We start from the raw sequence: 15,518 nt of genomic DNA on the forward strand, positions 1-15,518 counted from the left end.
ATGGGTCTCATTTTCATTAGCTTTTCTATTTGTATCTTGTTTAATATGATAACCCCACCTTATAATGTTGGTGTATTACCATTTTTTAATTTCCACTATTAAGATGGGTTACGACGCATTTTTTTACCAATCCGACGTAACGTTTAGGAATATCATACCATTAAACCCCATTTTTATAAACTAATCCAGCCTATCTATATACATTTCATAATTTAAATAGAAACGCTGTATAAATGCTTATGTTATGATTCATGCGAATATATATTATTTCAGACAAAAATTTGTATACTTAGGCGCGTGGACATGAGTTTTAAAAATAATTTAAACAACATTCATGATAAAAGTTATAAAGATTTATTTTCTACAAATGATGCTTTTTTATCCTTTGTTAACACCTTTATTCAAGGTGAATGGATAGATAAATTAGAAAAGGATAAATTAATACTTGTTGATAAATCTTATATTTTATCTGATTATGAGGAATTAGAATCAGATATAGTATATCAAGCCACTATTGGAAAATACCGGCAAATATATGTTTTCATCTAACTGTAATTGCAGCTCTCCCTATTTAAGCTTCTTCATTAATAAAACGAACTTTTGGATCTGCTTTTATATTAGGGAGCTACTGTTGTACTCGGATCACTAGCTAAAGCTTTACTCAGATTTCCAGTAAGTGCATTTAGCAAATCATCACTACCTTCAATTAACCATCCTTTATCTCCTTTTATAAGCTTAATATCAACATCTGTAGTAGTTTTTGGTGCATTAGGATCAATAATATATTTGTTAAAAGATGTCATTATTTGAGCCTGTGGATCACTTTTCTGGCCTGACATAGCTTGTTTTAGTAATTCAGGCAACATGTCAGTGATTAACTTACCATATATTTTAGGTAAATCAATGGATGTTACTTTAGTTTTTACTACTGCATTCTTGCCAGTAACGCTAGAAGATACAATAGCATAGCTGACTTTTGAAAGAACCGATTTAACTATTTTCTCCTGATTCGTATCTGTATATTTGAAACTATCTTTAGTTTTATCTTTGCTAATATAACTTTCCATAGAAACGATATCTGATTTTTGAGCACTGGTAAAGAACTTCTTCACTGTAGCATCAGGTTTCGCACCACATGCTACTAGTGAGAATGAAAATAGTATAGCTACCATGATTTTCAAAGCTTTGTTGTTTTTCAAAATTATTGCCCCCTTATATTTTAGTACATTGCTACTAACATTTTTTCTATGATTATATTTATATGGTATCATTCTCCAAAGGTAAAAATTTGCCTTGTAAAAATTATAACCTTTCATTTCTTAAATCCATTCTATCATGCTAACTTGGCTAAACTAGGGGAATCCTGTCACATTGGAAATTAAAAATGAAACAAACCCTTGTGGATTGACAAAAAAATATAACAGATAAGCAATAAATACCTATCAGTTATATAAATGATCAATTTGTTTAAATATTTTTAAAATATTTTCTTAAGCCACGCTTTAACTTCTTCTTTCACCCTTTCTTTATTATACCATCCCAATTATGGAGCTGCTCTGGTAGCTCTAAAATCCATTCCCTAAGCTTACTCAAATTCTTTTTCGCTAATTCTTCAAGATCAACTGTTGATAGTTTTAATTTCTTTTTAACATATATAGAAGTTATCGTTGTTTTATGATTCGCACATTGCATTGTAAATCCGTCTGGTGCTGTTATTCCATTTATAATTCCATTAACAACAAAATATGCAGAATAAAAGGAATGTAATCTATGCTTTCATAAGGTATGAAGCTTTTCTCTAGTCCTTTTAAAAGCATACCATCTATCTCTTTTCTTTTTTCTTCAACTGTAAAGTACCTTGCACTTAAATCATATTTACCAGCATCTCCTTTGTCTTTGCTGTTCCCTGTAGATATTTTATAATATCTAGTTGCCTTTCTATATCCGATCCAAAGACCTTTCTATCCGGGCAATGCCTCATTGTATCCTCTACTGCATCTACAAATATATATTGGTGCCACCCACGTGGCAAGTGGCACGTTGTTATATTTCGTGATTATATTTATATGTATTATGTGCGAAAGGTAAGGTGTTTTGTAATTACGGTTCTATAACCTCTGCATGGGATAGGACTAGAAATTCATATGTATTCTTTAGAATTATTTCGAACTCGCCTTAAATTCCGAAAAGTTCGAAATTTTACATATTATTATGCAATTCCAATCACTTGGTCAATCATATTCAGAAGATACTCCGGAAAATCATCCGTGTCATTATCAATAGATATGAGTCGTTTCTTAATTATTTCCCCAACCTGAGCAGCCTTATCTGGGCTACCGAACTTATAAAGCAGTTCTAATTCTTCTACTCTTTCAAGCAATGCCTCTACACAAGCACTTTCTCGCTTGTAGCTTAAAAAATTATGCTCCAAAAACCATCCTAATGTTCTCTCAAAATGCTCTATAATAACATCATAATTGGTCATTACCTGTTCTAGTACCATATCTTTTCCAAGAACCGCCTCCGACAGATCCCTTATCTGGAAATCCATATTAAAACCCTCAAATGCTGTGAGTGCCCGTCCAAAATCATGCAAAGGAATATTCTTGCCATCTATAACCAGAGAAACGGCATTTTCTTCTTCATCAAGTTGAATCCTACATGTTCCAACACTATTAAGGCTATATTGCTCCTTGCTTATGCGAATTGCATTATTCACAAAATACCTATCCGAAATATGTGTAAGCGTTTTATATCCTAGCCCAGTCAATATCTTCTGATGTAATTGTTCAATTGCCACTACCTGGTTTTCTTCCGGCTTTGCGAGTACCTCAAACTGATAAGCGCCCCCCATTTCTTCTGCTTTCCATACAGAGAAACCTGGTATAATCATATTTGAAATTTCAAATCCATGCATAATTCCATCCACATCATAGACTGATATATTCTTTGAAAAATCATTTGTCTTATTAACACCAATCATTTCTGCCATAAAATCATTATGACAGTCCAAACATAACTCTCCCACATTAGCCACATGAATAGTAGCTTCACTTGATTTGCATTTTTTACATTTCATGAATCTAACTCCTTTTAGATGCTTTTATTCTGTTATATTTCGATCAAATATAGTATGTTCTGTTATTCCAAGATTGCTTTTTCATCTTACGATTGCAATCACCACTTTTTATAAAATACGTATTATCTACACCGACTAGGGTTTAGTATGATAAATACCATTTTAAAATATACAGTGATTTGCAGTAAAACTAATTCCCGGATAAGATGACCCTTTTCTTTCATAGTAAGAGTTATTCCATTCCTTCTACACTTCTTTCTACTACTGCCACCATGTCATCTTCAGCACCGAGACTGAAGTTAAAAACAATATGTGTGCGTGTTTCAGTTATCAATTATGATTATGATAATACAATGCCTTTTTCGATTTTATTTCCTTTTAAAAATTCTTTTATCTCAAGAGGTTTCCCCCCTGGAAACTGTAATATTTCTATAATCAGAATACCGTTATTGGTGGCGACTGTAATTCCTTCATTATTTGCATCTATGATATAACCAGGTGGTTTAATAATATTTGACTCTAATGACTTGGATTTGAATATTTTAATTGGAATATCTTTATAATAAGTATGAGCAGTTGGCCATGAGTTTATATTTTTATATGGCCAAGAACTCAATCCTCTTATTAAATTATGTATGTTAATACTACTGTCATTCCAATTAATCTTTGCCATTTGCTTGTTTAACATCTGTACATAAGAACTTCCATCACTCTGTTGTTTTACCCCACAAATTTTACCTGTGATAATTCCATTTATTGTTTCCTCTAACAGTTCAGCACCGTTTATTTTTAATAATTCATACAATTCTCCTGCTGTCATAGATTCAGATATGTCAAACTCACTTCTCATAAGCATATCACCCGTATCTATACCAGTATCCATTAGTATAGTTGTATTTCCAGTTGTTATTTCCCCATTTATTAAACTCCAATTTATTGGTGCTGACCCCCTATACATTGGGAGGAGAGATGCATGTAGATTAATACATCCGAGTCTTGGTATGTCAAGTATATGCTTAGTTATGATTTGACCATATGCTACAACAATAATAAAATCAGGTTTTATTTCTTTTAATTTATCAATAATTACAGAGTCTGTTCTTATTTTTTCGGGCTGAAAAATTGGAATTTGATTCGATAGTCCGACCTCTTTGATTGCTGAAATTGCTACCTTTTTCCCTCTTCCACTTGGTTTATCAGGTTGTGTTACAATCGCACTTACATTATATTTCTCTATCATTTTCTTCAATGAGGGAACTGCAAAATCAGGAGTTCCCATAAAAACTATTTTCATTGTTGATACCTCCCTTTGATACTACAAAATATATTTTGTAGTATCACAATATTCTACTAAGACGCATTAAATTTCTATATTCAATCCATCATACGCAAATTCTATATTGTCATAATTCTTTGCTTTTTTCAAATAATCATCATATGATAATCCCCAGTCCTCATCTAAATGAGTGATAATAACCTTATTGACATTATACTGTTTTTTTAGTTCAACAATTTCATTCATAACAAACAAATGTTTTCTCATTTCATTATCGTTATCAATAATAAAATTATCTTTTGCTACTTCTGAAGTTATTGTATTTCCAACTATCAATAAATTAGCATTATTAAATAACTCGTCATCTGGAAAAGGTTTTACATTACATGGTGCATAAATAACTTTTTTATCCTTTTGCTCAAATACAAATACTGAGCTAAGCTTATTACTAACAGGTATGATTGTAATTTTTATATCATTTATATTTAGTTCTCTATCAACAACATTTATTTTTATTAAATTATAGTTTTTTTCGTAATTTTCAACATATGGTCCGAATTTATTTTTTATTGAACGTATATCTTCAATTATATAATCCAATCCAAACACATTTATAGGTTTCTTATTTTTAATTCCAACCGATAATTCACACCAATTTATTTTTATCTGTTCAAAAACTCTCATCCCTAGAGTATGGTCGGGATGCCAATGACTATAAAGCACATTATCAATACTCTTTATATCAAATTTATTTAGTGCAATATTAATATCCTCTGGAGTATCAATTAACAAATTGATATCCTCTATAAATAATGAACAACCAAAACGCGAGTATGGTGTTCCCTTCTCCCTCGCTTCTTTACATACTCTACAACTACATGTTGCTCTAGGTATTGACGTACATCCTCCAGAACCTAATACTTTAAATTTCATGTAACTTCCCTCCAATAATTTCTTTTTTCATCAAGCATAAGCTTTTTCTTTATGTTCTCAATCTTTTTAACTGCTCCCTTTACATTACTAAAATACTTTTTATAGGTATTGGTATATCTTCAAGCGTAGGTCCGTTCTACTCTACCAATCCGACGTAACGTTTAGGAATATCATACCATTAAACCCCATTTTTATAAACTTGTTTAATCTTTCTTCCATTGAACTTAATTACTCTACCAATTCCATACAAATAAAAACTTTTCATGCGAATATATGTTCTTGTTTCGGAAATAATATTATTATAATATATATTATTTCAGACAAAAATTTGATATACTTAGGAGCGTGGACATGAGTTTTAAAAAAGATTTAAACAACATTCATGACAAAAGTTATAAAGATTTATTTTCTACAAATGATGCTTTTTTATCCTTTGTTAACACCTTTATTCAAGGTGAATGGATAGATAAATTAGAAAAAGATAAATTAATACTTGTTGATAAATCCTATATTTTATCTGATTATGAAGAATTAGAATCTGATATAGTATATCAAGCAACTATTGGAAAAGATAACGTAATATTTTATGTCCTTCTAGAACTGCAATCTAGTGTTGATCAAAGCATGCCTATACGATTGTTAATGTATATGGTAGAACTATGGAGAGAGACATTAAAAAATAGTGAAAAAAAAGAAATCAAAAGAAAAAGCTACAGGCTTCCTGCAATTGTTCCGATAGTTCTTTATAATGGCACAAAAAAATGGACCTGTGCTAGGAGTTTTAAAGATATAATAAATGAAAGTCAATTATTCGGGGATAATATTTTAGACTTTAAATATATACTAGTAGATATAAACAGATACTCTAAGGAATATTTATATGAGTTTAAAAACATTGCCGCAGCCATATTTCTATTAGACCAAGATATAAATGCCATGGAGTTTTTGGAAAGATTGAAGAATATAGTAATTAATTTTAATAACCTAACTTCCGAGGAAAAATTATTATTAAAAGGATGGATCAAAAATACAACTAATAGTAATGAAATATATAATATGAATGAGTTAGTAGATGATATATTCAATGAGAATAAAAAAGAGGAGATTGAAATTATGGTTTCTAATGCATCAAACATCTTTGATAAATTAAAAAGTGATGGAATAAAAGAAGGTAAGAAAGAAGGTAAGACCGAACTCCTTATAACGCAGCTAAAAAAAAGATTCAATGGTCTTTCTGATTATTATACAGTTAAGATTAGATCTTTACCCGAGGGTGTTATTGATCAAATAGCAACAGATATATTTGATTTAAAAAAAGTTGATGATATAAAAAAATACTTATAGGAAAACAAGTGAAACATCTATGAGAAAATTCATAGATGTTTCACTTGTTCTTTTGTGTAAGCATATGGGCTATTTAGAAATCATAGATTTTGTAAAATTTATTATGTCATTTATAGTTTCTTTATTACCTAGATCATTGTAATACCTTCAGTAAATGCATCACATACATGGCTACCGCAAAATTATTAGATATAGACTCATTTTTTATAAAAAGAAAAGGATTACAGCATTTTGTGCCTTAATCCTTTTCTTTTCACTTATTGAGAATCAGTGTGACTTATTTAAATAGTTAATGTCTCTTATTTGTCGCTTAGGGCTTTTTTAAGGGCCTTAATTTCATCTTGGTGCATTTGCTTACTTTTACTGTCTCTTTTCTTACCATCTATAGGTAATTGACTCTGTAAGGCTTTAATTTGTCTCTTTATTTCGTCTTTATCCTTTGGAATTTCTAATTTCGGCATTTATTGGGCCTCCTTTAAATAATCTTCCATATATATATTCTGCATTTAAAAGTAGTTTCCTTCTAAATGGTTGTTTTTTTTAGATAAATAAAAGCATTATACTAAGTTTAAGATTGGTAGAATGCTTTTACTAATAAGTTTAATCATTGCATATTTTCTACTGGAATTTGCTTTCTCTTACCATATTATAAAGCATTCCTTCCTTTAACGAACTACTATCGCCGCCTAATGCATCTACTAATGTATAAGCAAATGGTAGGATTGTAGCTGGTCCTCTGCTGGTGATCAAATGATCATCCACCACAACGATATCTTCTACATAATTTGCCTCTTTAAACAATGTAGTATATTCTTCTCCAGGATATGATGTTATTGTGCGTCCCTTGATAATTCCTGCTCTTTCTAAAATTATCGGTGCTGCGCAAATAGCAGCAACAAATTTTTCTGGCACTTTATCAAAATACTTTACTAATTCAATGACCCTTTCATCATCTCTTAAATTTATTGCTCCCGATAATCCACCAGGTAAAACAATCATATCGCATTCTTTTATTTCATCACTTATAATTTTATCCGTAAGTACCACAATATCATGAGACCCTTTTACCATTTTTCCATTGATACTTACCAAATCACATTGAAATCCTGCCCTTCTTAAAACATCAACTACAAATAATGCTTCCCCTTCTTCAAATCCTTCTGCTAAAAAAACTGCAACTTTTTTCAATTTAACTCTCCCTTTCTTTTACCAATATAATCTTGATTTATTTTGTACTTGATGATTCTTCCAATATATCTACTGTTTTTGTTAAAGAATCAGCGAATTCTTCATTATGGTGTAATGCCTGGGCAAGCTTTTTCGAGATATAAGTTTTTCCATTTGCTGGTGGTGATGTTACTAAAATCAGTTTTTTCACAACAATCCTCTCCTAATTAAAAAATTAAAGTGTAATACTTTTTATGTTCACAGGTTTATTATACCTCTTTTTTTGTTTTAAGTTAAACAAATAGCACTAACTTAAGTCAGTGCTAAAAATTTCTAAAATTCGAATGAAATACACTTAAATATTTATAATTTTAAACAACAATTTATAACAGGAGGGTATTTTATTTAAGTCTCTCCATGTCTAAGCTGCTATCTTTTCTTCTGCTTCTGACACGATTTGTTTGTTCTTTTTTACAAATAATCTCATACCTAATTTCACTACTTCGTTTACTACTATTATAAGTGAAGATAAAATAATTATCTTTAACCACATACCAGCACTTAAAGATACTGCATTAAAGAATTTTGCGAACACTTCAGTTACAAATATTTGCACTACTGCTGTGACCGTAATTATCTTTAAAAATATGGTATTTTTTGTAATGCTAGGGATAATACTATCTGTGCCAAATTCTCTACAGTTAAAGGCATTAAATAATGCACTAAAAGCAAATAATGCAAATAATACTGTCTGCATTTGGTTTGGTCCCGTAACTCCCTCTTTTGGGAATCCTGCTCCTAATATGTCAAATTTCATCTGAATCATGATAACTAAAGTTATATATATAGCATTTGAAATCATGCTTTTCATCATTCGTTTAGTTATAATACTAGCATTTCTATTTGTAGGTCTTCTATTTAAAACAGCGTCTCTTACTGGTTCTAGTCCAAGTGATAGTGCTGGTGGTCCATCCATTATAATATTTACCCATAAGAGTTGTATTGTAGTGAATGGCATTTGAAAGTCGAATACCACTGATAAAATAGCTGTTAAGAATGCAATTATATTAACAGTTATCTGGAATTGTATAAATCTTTGGAAGTTTTCATAAATACCTCTTCCCCACTTAATTCCCTTAACAATAGTTCCAAAACTATCATCTGTTAAAATTATATCCGCTGCATTTTTGCTAACCTCTGTTCCAGCTATACCCATAGCTATACCTACATCGGCTTTAGTAAGGGCTGGAGCATCATTTATTCCATCTCCAGTTACTGCAACTACCGCACCAATACTTTGAAGTGCAATAACTATTCTCATTTTTGTATCAGGTTTTGAACGTGCTACTATTGAAATAGTAGTTATTTCATCTTTAAGTTCCTCGTCTGATAATGTATCTATATAAGTAGCCTCTACTGCCCTATTCTTGCCTTCTAGCAAGCCTAATTCTTCACCTATAGCAATAGCTGTATTAATATTATCACCTGTAAGCATTTTTGTAGTAACTCCTGCATGTCTAGCAGTTTCTATAGCTTCTTTAACGTCAAGTCTTAGAGGATCTCTTATTCCTACAAAACCTGTAAACACTAAGTCATCTTCTAAAGTTCCTTGCTCGGTTGCCATAGCTACCTCACCACTTATATTCCCATATGCAAAACCAAGTACACGCATTGATTTTTTCTGGAGTATTTCGATTTCATCTAATATTTCTTTCCTTCTAGCTGCATTTAGTTCTACTTCATTGCAACTAATATGTTCATATTTGCATAACTCTAGAATAATTTCTGGGGCTCCCTTTGTGAGTACCGTAGACCCTTCCTCTTCTTCTATAACAGTACTCATTCTCTTGCTCTTTGAACTAAATGGGATCTGATGAACTATGTTTGCATTTTGTCTTTCTTGTACATAATCATAATCTTCATTGTATAAAAGAAGCGCGCATTCTGTTGCACTACCTAAATATTTAACTTCTGAATCATCCTTTTCAATATCTGCTGTTGAGTTTACAAGGCAGTTATCTATAAAGTAGTTATTGCTATCGCTTAGTTCATCTCGTCCTCTGAATTTACCATTTAAATAAACTTTTTCTACAGTCATTCTATTTTGAGTAAGTGTACCTGTTTTATCTGAGCATATTACACTTACAGAGCCTATTGTCTCGCATGCTTCCTTTTTAGTAACAAGCGCATTTATCTTAGCCATTTTCTGCATAGTAATTGCAAGTGTCATATTTATCATTGTTGGAAGTCCTTCTGGAACAGCTGCAACAATTAAGGCCACACATACAACAAAAGCAGTTTTTATGGGTTCAACAGACTGTAAAAATACAAATATTCCGGAAGTGTCTGGTGATATAGTCTTTGCTAATACCATTTTTATAATCATAACTATAAATAAAACAGCAGCTATAGCACTTGAAACCTTTGAAATCTTACCACCCAAATCTCCGAGTTTTGCTTGAAGTGGTGTTGGCAAATCACTATCCTCAAGATTTTTAGCTATTTCACCCATTTGAGAGCTATCTCCTGTTGCAGTAACTACAAAACTAGCTCTACCATAAGCAACTAGTGTTCCTCCAAAAACCATATTCAATTGTTTTGCTGGAATAGGGTCTTGGACAATATTTTTATCTTTAGATTTTATATTTTCCATTTCTATTATAATTTGGTCATCTTTGCTTACATCCTCTGATTCTCCAGTAAGCATGTCTTCTCTAACCATTAAATCTATGCTGCTTACAAGTCTTCCATCTGCTGGTACCATATCCCCAGTCTCAATTAATACTATATCACCAGGTACCAAATCATTTTTATTAACTTGAATAATTTTCCCATCTCGTGTTACTTTTACCTCTATGTTTTCTGTCATTTTTGAAAGTGCATCTGCAGCCTTTTGTGATTTTCCTTCTGTAAAGATTCCTATACCAATTCCTATTGCTACGGCACATACTATGCCAATAGCATCCTGGCCTTCCCCTACTAGCGCACTAATTACAGCTGCCACTAAAAGTATTATCATCATAGGCTCCATTATTGCTTCCTTAATGCTATCCCACATAGATCCTCGTTTTTGTTTAGTAAATTCATTAGGACCATATTTCTCTAGTCTTTGTTTAATCTGAGAACTGGATAATCCTTTGCTACTGTCAACCTCAAAATTGTTTAAAACCTCTAAGCTTTGTTTATTAAAATATTTAATATTGTCCACCCCTTTATTTTTTTAACTTTATACCTTGATTAAAATTTTAATATAATTATTCCTCCTTTACACAAATTTATATATAAAAAACAAATACCCTTAACACACTGAAAAAAATTTTAAAAAAATAAAAGACTTTTAACACAACGATCCATTTATAGATCATTGCGCTAAAAGTCTCACTTGACTGGAACTCGCCACGATAAAGCCAGACCTTAAGGTCGGGTATGTTGACTTTATCACCTATAAATAGGTAGTTACTCCCTTTTAACATTCATAATTGTTATTTAATTAATAAAATTATAGTATCATAAAATTTATGACTATGCAATACCAAATTGTGATAAACCTTGTTTTTTTGTTACTTTTATGCACAATTGAAAGCAAATAGTGAATTTATACTTTTCAGAGTTTAACGATTCTTTATCAATAATACTAACTTCCAATATTCCTCCCATTTCTTCTGCCAGCAATTTTGCAACTGTCAACCCGAGTCCTGTACCGCCTTGATTTCGGGAACTATCCTGCATATAAAATCTATTAAACAAATGTGGAATATCATCTTCAGAAAGCATATTTGTATCATTGATGAATGAAATTAATACATTTTCGTCCTCTTCTTTCATTGAGATTCTTAGAAAACTATTGGCATATCTACCAACATTTTGTAATAAATTAAGAAATATTCTTACTAGCGCAGACTCTTCACCCATTACCCATATGGGGTGTTCTGGTATATTAACCTCTATTTCTAAATGCGATTGCTCCAAGACTTGGTAGTTACCCATAAGAGATTCCTTTAAAGTTCTGGAAATATCCACATTATTTAGTGTCAATCCATAATCTCCTGCATTTAAGCGTGAAAAATCATAAAATTGAGTTACCAATATTTTCATGGTTTCCGCTTTATGCTCCATAATTTCTAACACTTCTACCAGTTCTTTGTCCATGTTAAGTTCTTTATCCGTTTTTTTGATAAGTCTTAAATAACCCAGGATTACAGTTAAAGGAGTTCGTAAATCGTGACTGATATTTTCTATTTGCTTCTGGAAGCCTTTTTCTCTTTTTTCATAACTTTGCCGTTCTTTTCTGATTTCCTCTAAAGTAGAATTAAAGGAACACAAGACCTTCTCTAAATGCCTATTTGGTATGGGCAAATGAAGAATTTGGTTTTGGGTAAGGTCCTTTTGTATTTCCCTTATCTCTTTAGTTATCTCACGAAATGCATATAGGATTGAAAGATAGTGAAATGCAAAATAACCCCCCATAATAGCTAAAATAATATACAGCATTTCGCTCCTCCTATCCAAAATAAGACATATAACTTACACTTCTCTTTTTCTCAATAATATGATACCCAACAAGGAAAAAACAAGGATTCCAATTATGCCGGACATTAAGCATTTGGCCATTCCGTATGCTGTACCCCATGCAGTAATACTCTGTGACATATTGACGCTCATTCCACTTATACCAAAAAAATTATCGGGCATCCACATAGCAATGTTGCGAATCATATCAAAACGAAGACCCAAGTAAAAAAAGATTTTAGGAATAATAAACCAAATTGTAAACCAAATGATAATTCCAGTAGAAGCTTTCTCAAATGCTTCTATACATACAATTCCCGAAATCAACGAAGCTACAGCTATAAAAAATACGGCTGGTATTTCTGTCAATAAATCCATCAGATTTACGGGGCCTGTATGTTCCAAAAAAACAACTGCACTTATAATATAAACACTTATGACTATAATCAGTGAAAAAATAGCTGAAACAGTGGCTACAATACATTCTCCGGCAAATACATTCGTTCTGGTAATACCAAAAGCAACCGTATTTTTTAAATTGCCATATTTTCTGTTCCCCTCATAGAGAAAAATTCCAATAACAGCACTCATAACACAAAAAATCATTGGATTTGCTACTAAATTTGAATATGAAAACGAAGTTGTATCGTATGGAAAACTTAAGCCATCCGTTCTTCCAAATAAGGCTAATACAGCATTCAGCAAAAATGACAGAATTGCTAAAATTGCAATTAAACAATAAATACCTCTGCTGTGGGATACCCGATAAAATTCACTTTTTATATAATTCATAATTTTTCTGCACCTCTTTTCTTTAATTCCATATAATAATCTTCCAAAGAAGATTGAATTGTTCTCATACCTGTTATATAAATCCCGTTTTCAGAAGCTAATTTGCTGTAAGCTACTCCTTGATCCTGTGGTCTATCGATACGAATATTGTTTTCTGGAAGAACTTTGAAGGTTTCTTTTGGAAAATCCCTTTCCAATAAAACAGAATATTTTTCCACATCTGATACTGTAATTTCAATACAATCCGAACATTTCTCAAGTAATTCATGTGACGAGATTTCTTCAATCAAAATCCCTTTGCTTAAAAAGCCATAGGAGGTAGCAATTTGTTGAAGTTCAGACAATATGTGGCTAGACAGTAAAATTGTAATGTTCTTTTCCTCATTCAAGCGATGTAGCAAATTACGAAATTCAATAATGCCGCTAGGGTCTAGTCCGTTGATAGGCTCGTCCAGAACTAAAAGCTGTGGTTCTCCCATCATGGCAATCGCAAGACCTAATCTCTGTTTTTGCCCCATTGAAAGATTTTTGCATTTAATGTTTCGCTTTTCAGTAATATCCATTAGTTTTACCATTTTATCAACTTTTTTTCTATCTGGAATCCCCTTTTGAATACAATAATACTTTAATATTTGTTCTACGGTCATGTTGGGGAAAAAACCCGGCTGTTCAATCATGCACCCTATTTTTTTCCGGGTACACTCTAACTCATTTACTCCATATTTTCCAAACAGCTGTATTTCTCCATCTGTTGCATAGATATGTCCAGCTAACAATTTTAAAAGGGTACTTTTTCCGCTACCATTATCACCAACTAGTCCATAAATACTCCCTCTTTTCACATGAATATTTACATGATCTAATGCAAGGAGCGAACCGTATGCCTTTGTAACTTGTTTTGTTTCTATAACATAATCATTCATTGGCCTACCTCCATAAAAAATAAGTTTATCAACTATAAGATTTCCTCATTGAACAAACATATTATAACAATTCAGTCTTTAATAAGTCATAAAAAACTTATAAAGAAGTCATAAAGTTTTTTATTGGAGTTTAAATCCAATGCCATATACGGTCTGAATATAGTCTTCTTCGGAATCCGCTTCTTTTAATTTTTTTCTTAAATTGCTAACATGAACATTTACAGTGTTATTTTCACCGTAATATCCACCCTGCCACACCGATTCATACAAACTTTCTCTGGAATACACTTTCTCAGGGTTTTGCATGAAAAGGTAAAGAATCTCATACTCATGAGCTGTCAATAGGATTTCTGTTCCACCAATTGTTACCTTTCTAGATTGAGGATTAAGTTGTAAAGTCTTGTATGTTAGAATTTTTTTAGAGCAAAATTCTTTTCCTGCACGTCTTAAAGCAGATTGAACTCTTGCAATCACTTCCTCTGGTTCAAAAGGCTTAGTGATGTAATCATCTGCACCATCCTTTAATAAAGATACTTTGTCCCCTAAAGAATTTTTTGCTGAGAGTACCAAAACAGGAACATTATAATGTTTATTCTCCCTAATATCATGCAATAATTCCTCTCCCGATATTCCAGGAAGCATAAGGTCAAGTAAAATAAGGTCTGGAATTTCTTTCTCTAATAATAATTTTGCTTCTGTACCCGAAAAAGCCTGTACAGTCTGGTATTCTGCTTTTTCTAATATCTTAGCCAGCAATCCATTTATATCTGATTCATCTTCTACAATCAGTATCTTGTATTTCATTTTCATCACTCCCTTCACATATCAAATATAAGTTTTTTTCTATACTCATTGTCAATTGAAACATTAATATCACCAATATCCAGCCCGAATGGAATACAAATCACTTCCGATGAATTGCCACCAACCACCTTTCCATTAAACATTTTTTCTAACTCATCTTTACTTGGTTTCTTCCCAATCCAACCTGTTGCACCATTATCAAAATCAGGTTTTCGATAATTCTTTGCCGCTTTCATAGCTCCGCATTCACTTTCCCCAAACAATACTTCTATCATAAAGGTTCCCCTCCAAATTACTATTTATTGATTTGTTTACATCATTCATATGTCGCCATATTTTACTGTTCCAACACAAAATATTTGTTTAATTATACCATTGTTACTTTAAATTGGAGTACAAAAATGTATGTATGATATTCTACAAAAGATTACAATTGGTTAGAACGTAATATAACTTATGTACTCATAATCATGAGAAGTCAAAGGCTAGTATACAAAATAATTTGTTTTTTGAATTAAAATTACTTTAACAAAAAATTATATAATACCAAAGAGAGATGATGAGATTGAAGAAAATAAATATTGGACTATCACCTGCTACAATATTTTACCATTAATTTTTCTTTTGTGAATTTGAATGGTGTATTTTAAGTGCATATTGGGTGTTTTTGCCTACCCCCCCCAAAAAGGTA

General features: G+C 31.7%; 17 protein-coding genes. 2 read left to right on the forward strand and 15 right to left on the reverse strand.

Going from position 1 to position 15,518, the window contains the following annotated elements; genetic code table 11:
- The first annotated feature begins 303 nt into the window (after window positions 1–303).
- On the forward strand, window positions 304–549 hold the full coding sequence (locus ACREV6_RS15455; RefSeq protein WP_431578943.1) for an Rpn family recombination-promoting nuclease/putative transposase: 246 nt from the start codon (window positions 304–306) through the stop codon (window positions 547–549).
- Between the two features lie 68 nt (window positions 550–617).
- Here the strand turns inward: ACREV6_RS15455 and ACREV6_RS15460 are convergent, their stop codons facing one another.
- The 6 genes from ACREV6_RS15460 to ACREV6_RS15485 all read right to left on the reverse strand — a co-directional run bounded on the left by ACREV6_RS15460 (window position 618) and on the right by ACREV6_RS15485 (window position 5,288).
- Entirely contained in the window at window positions 618–1,199 is a 582-nt protein-coding gene (locus tag ACREV6_RS15460; RefSeq protein ID WP_431578944.1) for a DUF4878 domain-containing protein, read from the reverse strand.
- A 316-nt stretch (window positions 1,200–1,515) separates the two neighbouring features.
- The gene (locus ACREV6_RS15465) at window positions 1,516–1,692 is read right to left on the reverse strand and encodes a hypothetical protein (RefSeq protein ID WP_431578945.1); all 177 of its coding nucleotides are present in this window, start codon (window positions 1,690–1,692) and stop codon (window positions 1,516–1,518) included.
- A gap of 172 nt (window positions 1,693–1,864) precedes the next feature.
- Window positions 1,865–2,032 carry a hypothetical protein gene (locus ACREV6_RS15470; protein ID WP_431578946.1) on the reverse strand — a complete coding sequence of 56 codons (168 nt, stop codon included), beginning with the start codon at window positions 2,030–2,032 and terminating at the stop codon, window positions 1,865–1,867.
- Window positions 2,033–2,209: 177 nt separating this feature from the next.
- The gene (locus tag ACREV6_RS15475; RefSeq protein WP_431578947.1) at window positions 2,210–3,079 is read right to left on the reverse strand and encodes a DUF7713 domain-containing protein; all 870 of its coding nucleotides are present in this window, start codon (window positions 3,077–3,079) and stop codon (window positions 2,210–2,212) included.
- A 340-nt stretch (window positions 3,080–3,419) separates the two neighbouring features.
- Window positions 3,420–4,373 carry a methionyl-tRNA formyltransferase gene (gene fmt / locus ACREV6_RS15480; RefSeq protein WP_431578948.1) on the reverse strand — a complete coding sequence of 318 codons (954 nt, stop codon included), beginning with the start codon at window positions 4,371–4,373 and terminating at the stop codon, window positions 3,420–3,422.
- Window positions 4,374–4,439: 66 nt separating this feature from the next.
- Window positions 4,440–5,288 (reverse strand): MBL fold metallo-hydrolase, encoded by an 849-nt coding sequence (locus ACREV6_RS15485; RefSeq protein ID WP_431578949.1) that lies wholly within the window; start codon window positions 5,286–5,288, stop codon window positions 4,440–4,442.
- A gap of 351 nt (window positions 5,289–5,639) precedes the next feature.
- Here ACREV6_RS15485 and ACREV6_RS15490 point away from each other — a divergent pair, with 351 nt between their 5' ends.
- Complete coding sequence (locus tag ACREV6_RS15490; protein WP_431578950.1) at window positions 5,640–6,632, forward strand: Rpn family recombination-promoting nuclease/putative transposase; 993 nt, start codon at window positions 5,640–5,642, stop codon at window positions 6,630–6,632.
- 299 nt (window positions 6,633–6,931) lie between these two features.
- On the opposite strand, the gene ACREV6_RS15495 is transcribed toward ACREV6_RS15490, so the two are convergent.
- From ACREV6_RS15495 to ACREV6_RS15535, 9 genes are all read right to left on the reverse strand, one after another.
- Window positions 6,932–7,093 carry a hypothetical protein gene (locus ACREV6_RS15495; protein WP_431578951.1) on the reverse strand — a complete coding sequence of 54 codons (162 nt, stop codon included), beginning with the start codon at window positions 7,091–7,093 and terminating at the stop codon, window positions 6,932–6,934.
- A gap of 157 nt (window positions 7,094–7,250) precedes the next feature.
- Window positions 7,251–7,820 carry a DJ-1 family glyoxalase III gene (locus tag ACREV6_RS15500; RefSeq protein WP_431578952.1) on the reverse strand — a complete coding sequence of 190 codons (570 nt, stop codon included), beginning with the start codon at window positions 7,818–7,820 and terminating at the stop codon, window positions 7,251–7,253.
- A gap of 37 nt (window positions 7,821–7,857) precedes the next feature.
- On the reverse strand, window positions 7,858–8,010 hold the full coding sequence (locus ACREV6_RS15505) for a hypothetical protein (RefSeq protein WP_431578953.1): 153 nt from the start codon (window positions 8,008–8,010) through the stop codon (window positions 7,858–7,860).
- Window positions 8,011–8,220: 210 nt separating this feature from the next.
- Complete coding sequence (locus ACREV6_RS15510; protein WP_431579049.1) at window positions 8,221–10,998, reverse strand: calcium-translocating P-type ATPase, PMCA-type; 2,778 nt, start codon at window positions 10,996–10,998, stop codon at window positions 8,221–8,223.
- Between the two features lie 323 nt (window positions 10,999–11,321).
- Window positions 11,322–12,290: a sensor histidine kinase gene (locus ACREV6_RS15515; RefSeq protein WP_431578954.1), complete on the reverse strand. Its 969-nt coding sequence runs from the start codon at window positions 12,288–12,290 to the stop codon at window positions 11,322–11,324.
- 33 nt (window positions 12,291–12,323) lie between these two features.
- Window positions 12,324–13,100: an ABC transporter permease gene (locus ACREV6_RS15520; RefSeq protein WP_431578955.1), complete on the reverse strand. Its 777-nt coding sequence runs from the start codon at window positions 13,098–13,100 to the stop codon at window positions 12,324–12,326.
- A complete protein-coding gene (locus tag ACREV6_RS15525; RefSeq protein ID WP_431578956.1) occupies window positions 13,097–14,023 on the reverse strand; it encodes an ABC transporter ATP-binding protein in 927 nt (308 codons plus the stop codon). Before ACREV6_RS15525 ends, ACREV6_RS15520 begins: the two co-directional genes overlap by 4 nt.
- 120 nt (window positions 14,024–14,143) lie before the next feature.
- Entirely contained in the window at window positions 14,144–14,833 is a 690-nt protein-coding gene (locus ACREV6_RS15530; RefSeq protein ID WP_431578957.1) for a response regulator transcription factor, read from the reverse strand.
- Window positions 14,834–14,841: 8 nt separating this feature from the next.
- Window positions 14,842–15,102, reverse strand: coding sequence for a hypothetical protein (locus ACREV6_RS15535; RefSeq protein ID WP_431578958.1), 261 nt, complete (start codon window positions 15,100–15,102; stop codon window positions 14,842–14,844).
- Window positions 15,103–15,518 lie beyond the last annotated feature (416 nt).

The sequence above is a fragment of the Clostridium sp. genome, from assembly GCF_050717515.1.
GTDB lineage: Bacteria > Bacillota > Clostridia > Clostridiales > Clostridiaceae > Clostridium_AD.

Excerpts from the sequence above, each read along its gene's own strand:
- ACREV6_RS15485 (WP_431578949.1), bottom strand. The coding sequence starts at position 5,288 with ATGAAATTTAAAGTATTAGGTTCTGGAGGATGTACGTCAATACCTAGA.
- ACREV6_RS15475 (WP_431578947.1), bottom strand. The coding sequence starts at position 3,079 with ATGAAATGTAAAAAATGCAAATCAAGTGAAGCTACTATTCATGTGGCT.
- ACREV6_RS15465 (WP_431578945.1), bottom strand. The coding sequence starts at position 1,692 with ATGCAATGTGCGAATCATAAAACAACGATAACTTCTATATATGTTAAA.
- ACREV6_RS15530 (WP_431578957.1), bottom strand. The coding sequence starts at position 14,833 with ATGAAAATGAAATACAAGATACTGATTGTAGAAGATGAATCAGATATA.
- ACREV6_RS15520 (WP_431578955.1), bottom strand. The coding sequence starts at position 13,100 with ATGAATTATATAAAAAGTGAATTTTATCGGGTATCCCACAGCAGAGGT.
- ACREV6_RS15455 (WP_431578943.1), top strand. The coding sequence starts at position 304 with ATGAGTTTTAAAAATAATTTAAACAACATTCATGATAAAAGTTATAAA.
- ACREV6_RS15515 (WP_431578954.1), bottom strand. The coding sequence starts at position 12,290 with ATGCTGTATATTATTTTAGCTATTATGGGGGGTTATTTTGCATTTCAC.
- ACREV6_RS15535 (WP_431578958.1), bottom strand. The coding sequence starts at position 15,102 with ATGATAGAAGTATTGTTTGGGGAAAGTGAATGCGGAGCTATGAAAGCG.
- ACREV6_RS15490 (WP_431578950.1), top strand. The coding sequence starts at position 5,640 with ATGAGTTTTAAAAAAGATTTAAACAACATTCATGACAAAAGTTATAAA.
- ACREV6_RS15525 (WP_431578956.1), bottom strand. The coding sequence starts at position 14,023 with ATGAATGATTATGTTATAGAAACAAAACAAGTTACAAAGGCATACGGT.
- ACREV6_RS15495 (WP_431578951.1), bottom strand. The coding sequence starts at position 7,093 with ATGCCGAAATTAGAAATTCCAAAGGATAAAGACGAAATAAAGAGACAA.
- fmt (WP_431578948.1), bottom strand. The coding sequence starts at position 4,373 with ATGAAAATAGTTTTTATGGGAACTCCTGATTTTGCAGTTCCCTCATTG.